A 16,627-nucleotide genomic window follows, 5' to 3' on the forward strand; every position below is an offset into this window, starting at 1 on the left:
TTAAGAAAGCTCCCGATAAGTTGTTTTTAGATTTTTAATTGGACATTCTTGGGATGAGTAGTGAACCGGATGTGTTTTATTTAGGGTAAATTTTAGCTCTGGAACTGAGGCTGCATTTAGAGCAACAGCCAGGATGTAATCTTCACACCAAATAGTTGCTTCGGCACTTGCTAGAATGATTTGGTTATCTCTGATAATCCCCAAAGCAAAGCATTTTTTTGGTAATTTCAAGCTGGTTAAGGCAATGCCACAATGACAGCTATTATTCGTGATTTTTGTACTTATTAAACCTAATGCCATGTCAGCATTTATCTGATTTATAGAGAACATGATCTTGGTTCTCTTGATTTGCAACAATTTTTATCATCAATTAATTTCTCTATTAAAGCAAGTATTAGAAGGGTATAAAATGGAGTTTATTTTTCTATATTTAGTGTTTATTTAAAATATATGTCAGCGTTTATAATGTTTAGGGAAGTGTTTATTTTTAGCTAAACGCCCTAAAAAAATCCATTAATAGGTCAAATATAATAAAATAAATAGAATAGGGATGCCATATCATTTTCAGCATCATCGCACTCACGGAAAACTAAAAATTGGACATTTAATTAGTAATACTTAATTTATTGGATGAGACATCTTATAACTAAACGTTTTAATCAAGAATCGCGTTTGGGCAAATATTTATTCATTGCTGGTTTATATATATTTGTGATGGTTCTGGAGTTCTCTACGCCCATTCCTTACGTTTTCGGGTATCTCTACACAGGCCCGATTTTATTGACAAATGCCTGGTTGGGAAGGCGTGCAACTTTTCAAGCTACTCTTGCGGCTGTGTTTTTAACTATGTTAAATCTTGTATTGCCAGGAGGCGAAGTGATGAAGGCTTCGACAATTGCTAGTAGAGCGATCGCTTCGCTGGCGTTGATTGTCACAGGTATTCTCAGTGATGCCTATGGTGGGTTGCGTCAGCGTGTCCGGCGTTCTGAAGAAGCGATCGCCTTAACTCGTGCCAAACTAGAAGCACAAGAGGAATTAGTCAGAGTCCGAGAAGATTTTGCTTCTACACTCACCCACGACCTGAAAACGCCCTTATTAGGAGCAATTGAAACTCTCAAAGCCTTTGAAGCGGAAAAATTTGGCCCCGTATTGCCGGCACAGCAAAAAGTTTTAGCGACAATGGCGCGTAGTCATCAAACTTCACTGCAATTGTTACAAACTTTATTAGATATCTATCGTAATGATACTGAAGGTTTAGAACTTAATTTAGCACCTGTAGATTTAGCTATGCTGACAGAAGAAGCAGCTAGCACTCTGACTGAGTTAGCAGCAAATCGGCGTGTATATCTCTGTGTTAATTATGGTGCATCTGATTGGCGACAATCTTTGTGGGCGAAAGGTGATGCTTTACAACTCCAACGAGTCATCATCAATCTCTTAGTCAATGCCATCAACCATACGCCCCGCAATGGCCGTGTGGAAGTCGTGTTAGAATCACAATCTGCTTATCAAGTTGTAAAAGTTTTGGATACAGGTGCGGGTATGCAGCCCGAAGAGTTTTCCCATTTATTTGAACGATTTTATCAAGGACATAGCCAACGCCAAACCAAAGGTTCAGGATTAGGACTTTATCTATCTCGCCAAATTATTACAGCTCACGGCGGTATAATCTGGGCAGAGAACATATTACCAGTTGGAGCTATGTTTGCTTTTAAGCTCCCTGTATACCCGTTCCAGTCCTCTCTAACTGCGTGAGATGCTGTCTACCCCCATCAAAATTCTTTTAGTTGAGGATGATGAACTATTTCGCTTAGGCTTGCGCGTGCGATTGCAGGAAGAAATTGGGTTAGAGATTGTGGCTGAAGCTGAGGATGGTGAAACCGCGATTGAGTTAGTTAGTCAACACACTCTGGATGTGGTGTTGCTAGATGTGGGATTACCAGGTATTGGCGGGATTGAGGCTTGTAAACAAATCAAGCAGCAAAATCCTCTTTTACCAATCTTAGTTTTAACTTCTCATTCTCAAAAAACCCTGATTTCGCGGTTGATTGCAGCTGGCGCTCAAGGTTATTGCCTCAAAGGAATTGCTGCGGAAAAATTAGTATTAGCACTGCGTTCTGTGGCTGTGGGTGCATCCTGGTGGGATGAAACAGCAACAAATGAAATTCGTTCTACTTTTACCTCTGAGTCGTACTCGGAGAATATATCTAAAACTGCCAATCCTTTGACTCAGCGTGAACAAGAAATTTTGTCTTTTTTGGCAGCCGGAAAAACTAATCAACAAATTGCCTTAGAATTATATATTACTCCTGGAACTGTGAGAGTTCATGTTCATGCTATTTTACATAAACTAGAAGTAAGCGATCGCACTCAGGCTGTGGTTGTAGCCACGCAAAAAAACTTAATTAAAAGGAACTTTATCATCCAAGAATAAATGTTGTGGGGCGGTCAGGATGAACGCCCTTATTACATGAATCAGAACCACAATTTTAGCGATAATCCTGGCTTTGAATATCACCGAGACGCGCCGCATCACACATACCGTAATCAGTCCGAGTAAAGCGATTTAACTGCGCCTCATAAAAGTCTCTATTGGCTTGTAAATGCTCAGGGTCAGGGTCATCTAAAGGATGATGTAATGCTGTGCGTAATGCTTGAATTACCGCAGATGTAACATTGTACATTGACCGTTGGAAAGTAATTCCCAACTGAATCAAAATATCATCTTCACCTCGGCAATGTTTTTTGTAATCTTCAATCAGATAATCTGGCAAGAAATGCAGCATATCTTGCATTAATAATGTTGGGGGAATACCTGCTGTACCCACCGGAAAGACATCAGCATAAAGAATACCATAGTGGAAATCTTGTTGCTTATTTGGTACTTGACCCGCTTGAGCATTATAAGATTTTGTTCCCCTAAAAGGTGCTGTCCGATAAAAAACAGCTTCTACATAAGGTAATGCAGCTTCATACAACCAGACAAAACCTTCAGATTTGGGAACGATTTCGTAGCATTCACCACGGATATAAACATGATGGTAAATTGGACGACTTGCCACTGCAAAAATGCCATTTACCAGAAAATTCATAGCTTCTGGGACAGTGGTAATTTTCCCTTCGTCATATAAATCTGACATTTCAAAAAATACCGGAGCCATAACTTCCCAGAATAGCCCCAAATTAGAATAGTAAGACATTTGGCGGCACTGTTCTAAAAACATATCTGGGAACAGTTTATAAAGCCCCAACATTACCGGGTTTCCTTGGAAATAAGCTTTGATAGCTCTATCAGCGTTGGCTTTATATTCTGGGCTATCTAAATAAGGGTCAAATTTACCACCCATTCCCCTGTGCCACAACATAGCCCGCATACAAGCTTCAGCAAATTCCATATTGATGCGGTCATGGAATAAGTGATGTAATAACTTGGGCATTTTCAAGGTTTCACCCTTTTCCATAAATGCCAAAAGTTCAGGATGTGCAGTAGCTTCACCGCGCCAAACTCTCAATTCTGCATCATCACCAGCATAATGATTATGCAATTCTAAATACTCTTTAGGTAAGAAGTATTTGAAAAAAGGCAACGGATTTAAAAATACACGTTCAGCAATATAAAGCAAGTCACGCCAGTAGAAATCCATCGGTACGGCATAAGCTTTATAAATGCCGATAATTTGCTTTAAATTTTCAGGTGTATCTGGCAACATCGAACCACCTGCTTCTAGCCGATGAATGATATCAGCAAATTCATGTTGAGAAGGGGGTAATTTACTAGTAGACTTTTCTGGAGTTTGTACCATTGCTATTGCCTCTAAACTTAGTGATATTTAAATTTAATTTCTCTCTTGGCGCTCTTGGCGACTTGGCGGTTCGCTCATTTTCATATTTTATTTAACAACAACTTGAGCAACCACCGTTTTTTCCATAGGGGTAATTGTCGCCACCATAGCTGTAGTCGTAGTTTCACTCCAGCGCACTAACCAAGTTGGTTGTATACCCAAAAAGATAATCAGAACTGCCAAAACTAAAGCCGGAATTTTTTCAGCCCAGACAACTTTAGGGAAGTAAGCTAAATTATTATCAAGCTTGCCAAAACAGGTGCGGTTGAGGAGAATAACGAAATACACTGCTGTTAAGCCGCTAGACGCTACACACAATAGTGTGGGTAAAGGAAAGGCTGAAAAACTACCTTGAAATACAATAAATTCCGCCACAAATCCTGTTAAACCTGGAATTCCCGCACTAGCCATACCACTGAGAACCAGTAGGGCGCTAATTAAAGGTAAACCGCGAATAGGACTCATTAAGCCGTTGAGTTTTTCTAATTCACGCGTACCAACTTTTGCTTCTATTACCCCGACTAAGTGGAAGAGAATTGCCAGAATTAAACCGTGGCTGAACATTTGAGCGACTGCACCCACCATTGCTAACGGTGTGCTAGAGGCGCTGGCTAATAAGACATAACCCATGTGACCGATAGAACTGTATGCTACCATGCGCTTGATATCTGTTTGCGCGATCGCAATTACCGCCCCATAAATAGCACTAACAGCCCCCCAAATTGCTAAAGTTGGTGCAACCACAGTCCAAGCTTGGGGAAACATTCCCATCCCAAAGCGTAATAGTCCATAGGTTCCCAACTTCGCCAACACGCCACCCAACAAAATCGCAATGGGTGCGGAAGCTTCAACATAAGCATCAGGTAGCCAAGTGTGGAAGGGAACGAGAGGAATTTTAATCCCGAAACCAATAATAATTCCTATCAGGAGGACGAGTTGTAAACCTGCCGAAATATTTTGGGTAGATACAGCATCGAAGGCAAAACTGTTAGCACCAGTTAGGAATACCAGACCTAAGAAGGTAGCTAAAATGAAAGCACCGGAAACAGCAGTATAAATTAGAAACTTGATGCCAGCATAAGCCCGTTTTTCTCCTCCCCAAATGGAAATTAATAAGTAGAAGGGGATTAATTCTAGTTCGTAGAACAAAAAGAATAACAACAGATTTTCTGCTAAAAATGCCCCAGCAACGCCACCACTAATAAATAAAATTAGGGCGTAAAAAAGCCGTGGGCGTTCAGTTTCTTTATCACTGCTGTAAATAGCAATCCAGGTGAGTAAACTATTGAGTAGCAACATCAGAATTGATAACCCATCAACCCCTAGTTGATAAGTCAAACCCAAAGTTTCATTCCAAGGCAGATATTCTTCAAATTGCATCCCTGGGGTGCTGATATCGAATTTCAGCAAAATAAACAAGTTCCAGCATAAAACTATGCCTGCTACGATTAAAGATACTAAACGGATGCGACTAGCTGGGACAACTTTACTGGGTAAAAACCCGATAATTACAGCACTGAGAATTGGTATCCAAATCAGAAAACTCAACATATTAATTTGGGAATTGGTGATGGACTAGAATTTATGCAAAATTATGGAGAAAAGAACCGCAGAGGCGCAGAGGACACGGAGGAATGAGGGTTTGGGAGAGTTTTTGCGTGATTGGTGCAGTCTTAAAACATTAAATCTAAAAACTGGATTTTCCAGAATGGCCAAGTTATCCAGGCACAGAAAACGCCTACTCCTAAAAGCACGGTGAAGGCATAAGTTTGGGTTTGTCCAGTGGTACTGTATTTTAAACCTTCGCCACCTAATAGTGAAAATAAACCGACTAAATTCACGATGCCATCAACTATAAAGCGGTCAACCATATCAGCAAATTTGGAAAGTTGGGCAACGCCGAAAATGATGGTGACGCGATAGAGTTTTGGTGTGTAAAAATCGTAAGCGAATAAATCTTGTAAAGGTTTCCAAGGAAGGCGAATGGGTTTGGGAATATTGCCTAAATAAATGACGGCGCTAATGCTGCAACCAAAAATACTTGACCAAATTAGTAATAGCACGACATCTTTATTCAGACTTGCCCAATCAGGTAATATTGATAAGCTTTGTAACACTAAAGGCAAATGCAGCACAAAGCCAAATAAAATCATCATGGGCATAGTCATCGGCCAATGAACTTCAGGCGATCGCTCACTCATTTGTTTAGCTTTACCACCGAAAATCAAGCCAAATTCTCTGGTTAAACTGAAAGCTGTTAAAGCGTTGACTAAAATAATCACTCCCACTAACCAAGGGGAAGTGTCCCACAGTCCATCAGCTAATTCCACCAAAGCCCAAAAGCTACCTAACGGGGGAACAGCAATTAATCCCAACGTACCCACAATGAAAGCTAACCCAGACATGGGACGACGTGTCCACAGTCCGCCAAGTTGAGTTAAATCTTGGGTGATACTATTCCAGACAATACCGCCGGTACTCATGACCAATAATGCTGAAGCTAAAGCATGGGTAAGTACTAACAATAGTGCTGTTTCTTCTTGTTGTGTGCCTACAGCAATAAACACTAAGCCCATGTAAGCACTAACAGAATAAGATAAGCAGCGTTTCACGTCAATTTGAGCGATCGCAATTAAGGATGCACCGACAGCCGTCACAACACCAATGGCGATAATAAACGATGAAACTACAGGCGATAACGTTAATACAGGTTGCAGTTTAATTAATATCCACGCACCACTCGCAACTACTACCGAGTTCCGCAAAATTGTACTGGGAACAGGGCCTTCCATCGCTTCATCTAACCACAAATGCAAAGGAAATTGAGCGCATTTACCCATCGGACCAGCAACTAATGCTAAACCTACTAATGTAATCACCTTGGGGTCTACTTGAGTATTACTAGCCCATGCTGCTAATTCTGTATAATCCCAAGTACCTGATAAAGTCCATAAACCCAAGACTCCCATTAGTAAGAATAAGTCTCCTACCCGCTTGGTTAAGAAAGCATCTCTAGCACCAGTTACTACCAAAGGTTGACTAAACCATAAACCGACTAATAAATAGGTTCCTAATGTTAGGACTTCCAAAATCACATAGCTGAAAAACAGGTTATTGCACAAAGCTAAAGCACATAATCCCGCTTCAAACAATCCCAATAAAGAATAGAAGCGTCCCCAACCCCAATCCATTTCCATGTAACCCAGGGCAAAAATTTGAGCTAAGAAATTCAAGCCAGTTACTATCACCATTGCGCCTACACTTACCGAAGAAATTTCTATAGCAATGGTGAGGTTTAATCCTGCGGTAGATAGCCAAGGAATAAATATTTCTTGGGGTGGTTGATTCCAGGTAAATTGTAAAGCTAAGACACTATGAACTAATGCCAAAAATGTCATGATTAAGTTGACATAACCTGCTGGTCTTGAGCCAGTTTTGCGAATGATTCCCGGCGACCAGGGAATTGCTAAAAGTCCACCTGTTAAGGCATAGAAAGGAACTAGCCAAACAGTCTCCAGGAGAAACTGAGCCATGAAATTAACCTCTGTATTGATAGCACAAATTAGCCATGCTGGGAGCAAACTTCACCTCGCTCTCAGTCAGCAATTGATAGTAAATAAAGGAAATTTATTTTTGCTTAATATTATTTTTATCTTACCGTTATATTTACCAAAAAGGAAATATCTAACAAAATAAATCGATAATGTCTACTCTAATTAATTCTTATATAATCATTTTATGAGTTTAACCATAGATTATACTCTATGGATTGGGTTGGAGTTTAATTAATACCATTTACGTTCCTGATGTTAACCATAGATGATGGTCTAGGAATTAGGATTAGTTTTAATTGATACAGCAAAATCAGTTAACAGTTATCACGCTGATTTACTTAAGTATTTCTACTCAACTATGTCTCACGCAGAGGCGCACCAGAGGAATCAAGAATGTGGTCTAAATACATGAAAACGGCTGTCACTGATAACTGATAACTGATAACTGTTAATATTGGCTACCTGATTTGCGATGTTCAACCGCAGTCACGCCATCGTTTTCTAACACTTCGCCTTGCTCGACTGTGGCATAAATTAAGCATCTATCACCACATTCAAGTAGGTTGGTGACGGTACATTCTAAATAAGCTAATGCTTCAGCTAAGACTAAACAACCATTATCAGCAGTTTTTGTCTCCAGATTGGTAAAGGGATTTTCTCCTAATGTGCTTTGACGGAAAAAATAACGTCGTAAATTTCTACCTTCTTTGAGGATATTCAACACAAATCTGTCCCCAGGTTGACGCATTAAGTCTGCATTCTGTTCTTGAGCAACAGCAATCATAATTCCTGGGGGATTAAATGTGGCTTGAGATACCCATGAAGTTAAAATACCTTTATGAGTTTCTAAATCACGGGTGGTTACTACACACAAAGAACCAATAATTCTGCCTACTGCTTGTTCGGTACGGTCGATTTTGGCTTCTGGAACGACTTGGCGAGGAGTACGTAGTTTCTTGGTTTTCTTTAAAGTTTGGGCAAAAGTCGCACCTGCGGCTTGACATTGTTCGAGAATTTCTTGTGTAGGGCTAAAGCGTACTCGAATTGTTTCAAAACCTAAACGATAGTTGCCATCTTTGAGTTTACCTTCAATTAAATCTATGGCTTCGCCACTCCAACCGTAGGAACCAAATACTCCAGCTAACTTAGTTTTCGCCGCCGTTGAGAGGACTATACCTAAAGCTGTTTGAATTTGAGTTGGTGCATGACCGCCTAAAGTGGGAGAACCGATAATAAATCCATCGCTAGCGTCGATTATCCGGGTAATGTCTGCGGGATCTGCGAGTTCACAGTTGATAGATTCGACATTCACACCATTTTCAATCAAACCTTGAGCGATCGCATGAGCTAAAATTGCTGTACTACCATAAGCAGAAGTATAAAGCAAAGCAACGCTTAAATCTTGAGATTTTTGTGCTTGACACCATTGACGGTAATCATAGTTAAAACGACTCAGACTATAACGCACCACTGGCCCATGACCAGGAGCATAACATCTAGCTCCCAACACTGCCAATTTATCTAAAACTGTTTCAACTTGTTTGGCTTGGGGTGCATGAAGACAGTCGAAGTAATAATGGCGTTCCGCGTCTAATATTTTCCAGTCTTCATCAAATAAGGTATCTTCGCAAATATGAGCGCCAAAAAACTTGTCTGTGTACAAAATCTTGGTTGCAGGGTCGTAGGTACAAAGACCATCAGGCCAACGGGGAGTTGGAACTGTGATAAATTTCAACTTATGTCCTTGTCCTAAATCAAAAGTATCTTCAAAACGGACAGCTTGAATGCGTGATTCCCACTCAGGAAAATCAGTTTTCAAAGCATTAGCAGCAGGACGGGAGCAAATCAAGGTAGCTTGCGGTGCTAGGAAGAGTAATTCTTCGAGGGTAACTCGGCGGTTGGGGTTGACGTGACCGAGAATAATATAATCAAGGGTACTGAAATCAAGATGTTGTGATAATTGTTCTATGTAAATAGCCGTGAAAGATTCACCAGGAGGGTCAATTAAAGCTTTTTTATCAGCCTGAATCAGATAAGAATTGGCTGTAGTCCCCTTTTGACGGGAATACTCAACTTCAAATTTTAGACGATCCCAAGTACGCGATCGCAACATTAGCGTTTGTTCACCAATATTTGCCACTTGTACATCTCTGGGGCGACTGAATGTAGCAACGGTCATAATCATCTCCTCTCAGTTGGGTACTAGGAATTAATCAGCTAAAAACATCTAGTTGGCATATTTAAATTAGATGAAAATCTTGTGGGGAGGGCAAATATTCCCGCCCATGTCATGCAAGTTAAATGTGGAACAGCTTACTCTCTTCAGTATTCTTCTTTATGGCGCTTTCGATAGTGTTGGGATATTTTTTGTTCTGGGTCAATACCGTCAAAGGTAGGGGGTAGCCAAACTCGCAGAATTAACAGGATTCCTAACACTAATAGGAAGGCACAAGTCGCTAAAACTTGACTCCAATTTGTTTCTAGTACGCCTTTAACAATCACTTCTCGTAAGGCGGAAACAATGGAGACTTCTACAGCAACTCCAATAGATATGCGTTGTTCTTGGAGGTAAATAATTAGCAGCCGAAATAACTCTACTAAAATTAGCAAAAATAAGATATCGGCAGTAACTACATGGAAATCTAAGGGAGGAAGTAGGGAAAGAAACATATCCCAGACTTCAATAGCCATGAAGCTAAATAAACCAATACATAAGGAAATCACAATCACATCTTGAATGAATTCCAAAGAGCGGACGATGCGACCCCGATTAATTTCGTAAACAGAAACTTTGCCATTTTCTGAAACAGGTTTGTACATATAGCCGTCCTATTTGATTTATGAATTTATCGTTCGCGTAGCGCATACCGCCAAGTCGCCAATGTCGCCAAGTTAAGAAGTTCAGAAATGATTTAGGACTGCTATATCATTGGGGATTGGGAATGGGGTTTCAATCTAAAATTGATTTAATAATGATTGCCGATTTTGCGATGATGAACGGTGGTCATGGCATTGACATTGGCGACTCTACCTGTTTCGACAGTGCTGTAAATCACCCAATGGTCGCCACAATCCATGCGGCTGGTGATTTCACATTCCATATAGGCTAAAGAGTCTGCGAGGATGGGGGAACCATTAGTTGCTGGATAAGTTTTTACTCCTTCAAAACGGTCTGCACCAGGAGCAAAACGCTTGAGGAAATGTTTCATTAATCCTTGATAGTTATCTTCTCCGAGGACATTTAAAACGAAGTTATCGCCTCGTTGCATTAAGGATTCAATTGCGCGGTCTTTAGAAACTGCAATGGCTACTCCTAAAGGATTTAAACTGGCTTGTATCACCCAAGAAGCCAACATTGCACTTTGAAGTTCACCTTTTTCGGTGGTGATGATATATAATCCAGTGCTAATTCTGCCTAAAGCTTTTTCTAAATCGCTGTTGATGGATTTATTTTTTTTGATAGTGCGATCGCGAGTCAACCATTGACCCATATCTGTACCCGCTTCTTCACACAATTGTTCTGTCCTTTTTACCGGAGCTTCTTTAATTAGAATAGGTGGAAATGCCTCAACTAATCCTAACTCTTGAAACTTATTACGTAAGGGGTAAACAGGTTCATCTTCTCCGCCACCAGACTCTAATAAACCGATTGTTTGCTTCTGATGCACAGCTGCCAAAATAGTATTTACAGCAGCTTGAGCCGTAACTGAATATTGCGATGGCATAGCAATCACTATACCAGCAGCTTGAGATACTAATTCTCTGACTTCTTGTGGTTCAGTACTATTGATGTCTATCAATTCTACAGCTACACCTGTTTTAGTACATCCATGACCCAAAGTATGGGCTAAATGTTCACTATAGCCGTAATCTTCAGCATAAAATACAGCAACTAATATCTCTGTTTTAGCTTGTTCTAAACTCCAGGTTAGATACTTGTTTAACCATTGAGGAATATGATGTTGTAAGAGAGGTCCATGACCTGTAGCTACTGTCTTGATTTCTAAGTTTCCAATCCGTTTTAAAGCTGCTAAAACTGACCGTGCATTCGGTCCCATGAGACAATCATAGTAATACTTAAAATCATCTTCGATGATGGAGAAATTTTCATCATAGGTATCGTCATCACAATAGTGCATCCCAAACACATCACAGGTGTAGAGAATTCCTGTTTTGTGATCATAAGTCAAAATTGTATCAGGCCAGTGTAAGTTAGGTGCAGATATAAATTCTAAGTTGTGACCATTACCTAACTCTAAACGCTGTCCGCTTTTTACCACCAGCGATTTAAATGGCTGATGAACCATATTTTCTAGAAACTGAATTGCTACCTTAGAACCAACAACCGTAATCTCAGGAGCTAACTGTAAAATATCTTTAACTAAACCACTATGGTCTGGTTCCGTATGACTAATAATCAAATAATCTATTTTATTTGGATCAATTAAACCTGCCACTATCTCAAGATATAGTTCCTCAAATTTGCGATGTGAAGTATCAACTAAAGCAGTTTTTTCAGCTTGAATTAAAAATGAGTTATATGTTGTTCCATTTCGTAAAACAAATTCCACATCAAAACGCTCCCGATCCCAATCGAGACAACGAATAGCAGTGGTTTGATCAGCAATTTCTACCGTTTGAACAGTTAAACGTCCGACATTAATAGCTTGAGTATTGTCTGTAAGTATGACCATTAATTTTCACCTACAAAAATCTAGAAACTTCAATATGCTTTTATATTGAACTAGAAACTCCAATTAGTAAAATGTCAATTTCTCAAGTTACTCATTAGTAATATTTATGGTTTATTCGCATTAAAGCAGCATTGACTTTCATCAATACTAATCATTAGTTTGATGCTGCATGATAAAGTTCTTAACTCTGCGTCCTCTGCGCCTCTGCGGTTCAGTAAATTTGTGTTGAAACCTAGAAAGCGCTGAAAAAACCAAGGTTACACCACTTTAAAAAGAGAATGCGACAGATACCCATCATCAAAGCCTTGTTATGTCTGGCTTTCTTAATTTTGAATTTTGTTCACGCAGCGTGTCCGAAGGAGATATTTTGAATTGGTATTACTCTACACCACCAACCCGCAACCTTTGACAAACTAACTCAGCCGCCAACTCTATAGCCGCCTTCATACTCGTAGCATCAGCAATTCCCTGACCTGCAATATCAAATGCTGTACCATGATCTGGTGAAGTCCGCACAAAGGGTAAACCAATGGAAGTATTCACGGCGCGGTCAAAAGCCATCAACTTCACTGGAATTAAGCCTTGGTCGTGATATAGTGCCAAATAAGCATCGGCAGGATTTTGAATAGCAGAATTGCCATACCAAGCTTGACCAGGTTTAACCCACATTGTATCTGGTGGTATGGGTCCATCTAGCTGAAAATTGGGGCGTTTTTGCCGTTCTTGTTCTAACCAGGGAATTAACCAATCTTGTTCTTCTGTTCCCAGTTGTCCCTGTTCGCCACTGTGGGGATTTAATCCCGCGATCGCAATTCTCCCATTTTTTAACCCAAAGTCTGCGGCTAAACACTCCACCAGTAAATCTAATTTTCTTGTCAATAACTGCGGTGTTAATGTATCAGCTACTTGACAAAGAGGTATATGTGTGGTTGCAAGTAGAGTCCTAAGTATCCAATTAGTATAAGGCGATCGCGCCACAAATAACATTCCGAAGCGGTCAACACCAGATTTTTCGGCTAAAAGCTCCGTTTGCCCTGGATAATTGTAACCTGCTAACTTCCAAGCAGATTTCGCAATGGGGCCTGTGACAATACCATCAAATTTACCGGATAGCGTGCAGGCGATCGCATACTCCATATAGGCAAAACTCGCCGCACCACTAGCAGCATTACCATTACCTATAATAATATTGTTGGCAATATCCCTATCTAATGGCACATCCATAACTTTTAACTCCTCTGGATTTGCTAAATCTGTGGCATTCAGCCTTTCATAAACCTGAATCAGCAAATCCCTACTACCTACCACAGTCACGTCGCAGTTTTGACCAATAGCTGAATCTGCCAAAGCCTTTAAAATGACTTCAGAGCCAATTCCCGCCGGATCTCCCAGAGTCAGCGCCAAACGTGGGCGATTGACTTTTGATAAATTTACTGTGTTATCTTGAGTGCTTTGATACATAATATTACTTAACAATCTGGTAAATAAACGACTGCCATCAGCCAAAATTAGAGATTGATCATCAAACTGGTTTAGAATTATTTACACAGGTCTAATTAAACAGTAGCCTTTGTAGAGCTTTTGGTAGAGCTAGTTTACCTAAAACTACATCAGGCAATTGGTAGACATAAAATTAAAATGCTTACACTTCTGGGTTTAAGCAAGAAAAAAATGTGAGCATTTGTGAGCATTTTTGAACCAGTCCCAAAACAGTCAATCTCAGGGAAAACCTGAAGATTGACTGACCATCAACCATTCGTAAAGGAGTATCACACCAATGGGCGGCGAAATTCTCAATGCAGCGCTATTGTCTTTCAGCTTAATCTTCGTGGGTTGGGCTTTAGGTGCTTTGTTACTGAAAATTCAGGGCGCAGAGGAATAATCCTCGCAGAAGAGGAACGGGGGCAGGGGAGAAGGGGAAAGGTTGTGAAGCATCAACCGGGAATGTAAAGTAATTTCTAACTCACCCCCGCTCCCTGCTCCCCCGCCTCTTCTCCCCACTCCCCTGCCTTTCTGTATGAATAAAGTTTATTAAAATAACGTAAACTTTTGTTTAGAGAGCTAATTCTGTTAAGATTCATTTCATAAAAGTTAAAAATTTATTACTACCCTCATGACTTTATTAATCGTCGGTGCCACTGGCACCTTAGGAAGACAAGTGGCTCGTCGTGCTATCGATGAGGGGCATAAAGTACGCTGTCTGGTGCGGAGTCCCAAAAGAGCCGCATTTCTCAAAGAATGGGGTGCGGAATTAGTGCGCGGAGATTTATGTAACCCTGAAAGCCTCACAGCAGCGCTATCTGGTGTAACAGCAGTCATTGATGCGGCGACATCTCGTGCTACAGATTCACTGACTATTAAACAAGTCGATTGGGATGGACAGGTAGCATTAATTCAAGCTGCCAAAGCTGCGGGTGTAGAACGTTTTATATTCTTTTCTATTCTTGATGCCGAGAAGTATCCTGAAGTGCCACTGATGGAAATTAAGCGGTGTACAGAAGTATTTTTAGCTGAATCTGGTATAAATTACACAATTTTACGGTTAGCTGGCTTTATGCAAGGCTTAATCGGTCAATATGGGATTCCGATTTTGGAAAATCAACCGGTTTGGGTAACTGGTAATTCTTCCCCCGTGGCTTACATGGACACTTTGGACATTGCTAAATTTGCGATTCGCAGTTTGAGTGTGCCAGAAACCCAGAATAAAGCTTTCCCTGTAGTGGGTACTCGTCCTTGGAGTGCTGAAGAAATCATTGGTTTGTGTGAGCGTTTGTCTGGTAAAGATGCCAGAATCACCCGAATGCCAATTAACCTGCTGCGTACCATCCGCCGTGTCATCCGCTTCTTTCAGTGGGGCTGGAATGTTGCAGACAGATTGGAGTTTACAGAAGTCTTAGCCAGTGGTAGACCGTTAAATGCGCCAATGGATGAAGTATACCAAGTTTTTGGCTTAGACCAAGGACAAACCACAACTCTAGAAAGCTACCTGCAAGAGTATTTCAGTCGCATTATGAAGAAACTCAAAGAGCTAGACTACGAGAAAACTAAATCTAGAAAGAAAAAAGAGAAGCCCAAAAAAACTCCGTTTAAACAATCTTCCAAAGCTAATAGTCAATAAAATTATTTGTCATGAGTCATTGGTCATTGGGAAGTTACCGTCTTCTCCCCCCTGCACCCTGCACCCTGCACCCCTGCCTCTTCAGGGGTTTGAGCTAATTTTTTTGCAGACTAATGACTACATTGGCCAAAGTATGTCACGATGGCATAAGTAAAAAGCATCTTTTAAACTTGGATATTTGAGTGTGCCGAAAGCAGGCATTATTTACAATGACATTAAACCGATAGCGGGTCGCATCGCTATCGAACTGAAAGACAGTCTCACCGCAGCCGGTTGGGATGTAGTTGTCACCAGAAGTATTGGTGGCATATTGGGCTACTCTAACCCAGAGAGTCCTGTGTGCCACACGCCCATTGAAGGACTTACTCCTCCTGGTTTTGACTCAGAAATGAAGTTTGCTGTGGTCTTAGGGGGAGATGGCACTGTTTTAGCAGCTTCGCGTCTAGTCGCTCCGACTGGTATTCCCCTGTTAACGGTGAATACTGGTCACATGGGATTTTTGACGGAAACTTATATAAATCAACTGCCGCAAGCCATAGAGATGGCAATGGCGGGTGATTTTGAAATCGAAGAACAATCCATGCTGACTGTGAAAGTTTTTCGCGGTGAGTCTGTGCTGTGGGAAGCTTTGTGCTTAAACGAAATGGTTTTGCATCGAGAACCATTAACTTCGATGTGCCATTTTGAAATCGCCATAGGGCGACACGCACCAGTGGATATTGCTGCCGATGGTGTGATAGTTTCTACCCCCACAGGTTCCACCGCTTATTCATTAAGCGCTGGTGGTCCGGTGATCACTCCGGGTGTACCTGTATTACAGTTAGTCCCCATTTGTCCCCACTCCCTAGCTTCCAGGGCGTTGGTATTTCCAGATACGGAAATAGTTAACATTTACGCAGTTAATATTCCTCGACTGGTGATGGTAGTAGATGGTAATGGGGGATGTTATATTTTCCCAGAGGATCGGGTAAATTTAGAGCGATCGCCCTATAAAGTCCGATTCATTCGCCTACAACCACCGGAATTCTTCCGCATTTTGCGAGAAAAGCTCGGTTGGGGTCTACCACATATCGCCAAACCAACATCAGTAGAGTTACCCTAGAACCGTAGGGCTACCGGAGGGCGGAAGTCAAAAGTCAAAAGTCTTGATTTCGGGATTTGGAAATTTTTGAACTGGTATACCTATTTACGCCTGGCTGTAATAGTACAAATAAATCAGCTTCGTTTAAAGATAGCGATCGCCGGAGGCGGGGCTTTGCCCATCGCTATCTACATCCACAATGGAATTAGGAATCAGGGATAAAAATTGCATCTGATAACTCAATGGCTGATACTTGAATGTGTTAAAACACTCAGCATTACCATCATAAAAAACCTGCAATTACATATCTGGCTGATTTATGGACTTTCTTCCGAAGG

Annotated in this window: 14 protein-coding genes; 5 read left to right on the forward strand and 9 right to left on the reverse strand. The window is 40.9% G+C overall.

Annotation, left to right across the window (positions count from 1 at the left end; translation table 11 throughout):
- Nucleotides 1-330: a hypothetical protein gene (locus ACM0OW_RS14770; RefSeq protein ID WP_414550853.1), complete on the reverse strand. Its 330-nt coding sequence runs from the start codon at nt 328-330 to the stop codon at nt 1-3.
- A gap of 300 nt (nt 331-630) precedes the next feature.
- Between ACM0OW_RS14770 and ACM0OW_RS14775 the strand changes: the two genes are divergently transcribed.
- Together ACM0OW_RS14775 and ACM0OW_RS14780 are read left to right on the forward strand one after the other, a co-directional pair.
- Nucleotides 631-1,755: a sensor histidine kinase gene (locus ACM0OW_RS14775; protein ID WP_414550854.1), complete on the forward strand. Its 1,125-nt coding sequence runs from the start codon at nt 631-633 to the stop codon at nt 1,753-1,755.
- A 1-nt stretch (nt 1,756) separates the two neighbouring features.
- Entirely contained in the window at nt 1,757-2,434 is a 678-nt protein-coding gene (locus tag ACM0OW_RS14780) for a response regulator transcription factor (protein WP_414550855.1), read from the forward strand.
- Between the two features lie 55 nt (nt 2,435-2,489).
- Here the strand turns inward: ACM0OW_RS14780 and ACM0OW_RS14785 are convergent, their stop codons facing one another.
- The 7 genes from ACM0OW_RS14785 to pdxA all read right to left on the reverse strand — a co-directional run bounded on the left by ACM0OW_RS14785 (nt 2,490) and on the right by pdxA (nt 13,551).
- Nucleotides 2,490-3,803: a CO2 hydration protein gene (locus ACM0OW_RS14785; RefSeq protein ID WP_414550856.1), complete on the reverse strand. Its 1,314-nt coding sequence runs from the start codon at nt 3,801-3,803 to the stop codon at nt 2,490-2,492.
- An 87-nt stretch (nt 3,804-3,890) separates the two neighbouring features.
- On the reverse strand, nt 3,891-5,393 hold the full coding sequence (locus ACM0OW_RS14790) for an NADH-quinone oxidoreductase subunit M (protein WP_414550857.1): 1,503 nt from the start codon (nt 5,391-5,393) through the stop codon (nt 3,891-3,893).
- A gap of 122 nt (nt 5,394-5,515) precedes the next feature.
- A complete protein-coding gene (locus tag ACM0OW_RS14795) occupies nt 5,516-7,375 on the reverse strand; it encodes an NAD(P)H-quinone oxidoreductase subunit F (RefSeq protein ID WP_414550858.1) in 1,860 nt (619 codons plus the stop codon).
- A 469-nt stretch (nt 7,376-7,844) separates the two neighbouring features.
- On the reverse strand, nt 7,845-9,575 hold the full coding sequence (locus ACM0OW_RS14800) for a diflavin flavoprotein (RefSeq protein ID WP_414550859.1): 1,731 nt from the start codon (nt 9,573-9,575) through the stop codon (nt 7,845-7,847).
- A 143-nt stretch (nt 9,576-9,718) separates the two neighbouring features.
- Nucleotides 9,719-10,216 (reverse strand): phosphate-starvation-inducible PsiE family protein, encoded by a 498-nt coding sequence (locus tag ACM0OW_RS14805; RefSeq protein ID WP_414550860.1) that lies wholly within the window; start codon nt 10,214-10,216, stop codon nt 9,719-9,721.
- Nucleotides 10,217-10,362: 146 nt separating this feature from the next.
- A complete protein-coding gene (locus ACM0OW_RS14810) occupies nt 10,363-12,090 on the reverse strand; it encodes a diflavin flavoprotein (protein WP_414550861.1) in 1,728 nt (575 codons plus the stop codon).
- A gap of 378 nt (nt 12,091-12,468) precedes the next feature.
- Entirely contained in the window at nt 12,469-13,551 is a 1,083-nt protein-coding gene (gene pdxA, locus ACM0OW_RS14815; protein ID WP_414550862.1) for a 4-hydroxythreonine-4-phosphate dehydrogenase PdxA, read from the reverse strand.
- Between the two features lie 316 nt (nt 13,552-13,867).
- On the opposite strand from pdxA, the gene ACM0OW_RS14820 reads away from it, so the two are divergent.
- From ACM0OW_RS14820 to ACM0OW_RS14830, 3 genes are all read left to right on the forward strand, one after another.
- Nucleotides 13,868-13,972 carry a PetM family cytochrome b6-f complex subunit 7 gene (locus ACM0OW_RS14820; protein WP_063872377.1) on the forward strand — a complete coding sequence of 35 codons (105 nt, stop codon included), beginning with the start codon at nt 13,868-13,870 and terminating at the stop codon, nt 13,970-13,972.
- A 231-nt stretch (nt 13,973-14,203) separates the two neighbouring features.
- A complete protein-coding gene (locus ACM0OW_RS14825; RefSeq protein WP_414550863.1) occupies nt 14,204-15,208 on the forward strand; it encodes an SDR family oxidoreductase in 1,005 nt (334 codons plus the stop codon).
- Between the two features lie 184 nt (nt 15,209-15,392).
- Nucleotides 15,393-16,310, forward strand: a complete 918-nt coding sequence (locus ACM0OW_RS14830; protein ID WP_414550864.1) for an NAD(+) kinase — start codon at nt 15,393-15,395, stop codon at nt 16,308-16,310.
- Between the two features lie 123 nt (nt 16,311-16,433).
- On the opposite strand, the gene ACM0OW_RS14835 is transcribed toward ACM0OW_RS14830, so the two are convergent.
- The gene (locus ACM0OW_RS14835) at nt 16,434-16,589 is read right to left on the reverse strand and encodes a hypothetical protein (protein WP_414550865.1); all 156 of its coding nucleotides are present in this window, start codon (nt 16,587-16,589) and stop codon (nt 16,434-16,436) included.
- Nucleotides 16,590-16,627 lie beyond the last annotated feature (38 nt).

It is taken from the genome of Anabaena sp. CCY 0017, from assembly GCF_963920885.1.
In the GTDB taxonomy this organism is placed as follows: domain Bacteria; phylum Cyanobacteriota; class Cyanobacteriia; order Cyanobacteriales; family Nostocaceae; genus Nodularia.

Coding starts and splice junctions, on each gene's coding strand:
- ACM0OW_RS14770 (WP_414550853.1), bottom strand. CDS start 330: ATGTTCTCTATAAATCAGATAAATGCTGACATGGCATTAGGTTTAATA.
- ACM0OW_RS14775 (WP_414550854.1), top strand. CDS start 631: ATGAGACATCTTATAACTAAACGTTTTAATCAAGAATCGCGTTTGGGC.
- ACM0OW_RS14780 (WP_414550855.1), top strand. CDS start 1,757: ATGCTGTCTACCCCCATCAAAATTCTTTTAGTTGAGGATGATGAACTA.
- ACM0OW_RS14785 (WP_414550856.1), bottom strand. CDS start 3,803: ATGGTACAAACTCCAGAAAAGTCTACTAGTAAATTACCCCCTTCTCAA.
- ACM0OW_RS14790 (WP_414550857.1), bottom strand. CDS start 5,393: ATGTTGAGTTTTCTGATTTGGATACCAATTCTCAGTGCTGTAATTATC.
- ACM0OW_RS14795 (WP_414550858.1), bottom strand. CDS start 7,375: ATGGCTCAGTTTCTCCTGGAGACTGTTTGGCTAGTTCCTTTCTATGCC.
- ACM0OW_RS14800 (WP_414550859.1), bottom strand. CDS start 9,575: ATGACCGTTGCTACATTCAGTCGCCCCAGAGATGTACAAGTGGCAAAT.
- ACM0OW_RS14805 (WP_414550860.1), bottom strand. CDS start 10,216: ATGTACAAACCTGTTTCAGAAAATGGCAAAGTTTCTGTTTACGAAATT.
- ACM0OW_RS14810 (WP_414550861.1), bottom strand. CDS start 12,090: ATGGTCATACTTACAGACAATACTCAAGCTATTAATGTCGGACGTTTA.
- pdxA (WP_414550862.1), bottom strand. CDS start 13,551: ATGTATCAAAGCACTCAAGATAACACAGTAAATTTATCAAAAGTCAAT.
- ACM0OW_RS14820 (WP_063872377.1), top strand. CDS start 13,868: ATGGGCGGCGAAATTCTCAATGCAGCGCTATTGTCTTTCAGCTTAATC.
- ACM0OW_RS14825 (WP_414550863.1), top strand. CDS start 14,204: ATGACTTTATTAATCGTCGGTGCCACTGGCACCTTAGGAAGACAAGTG.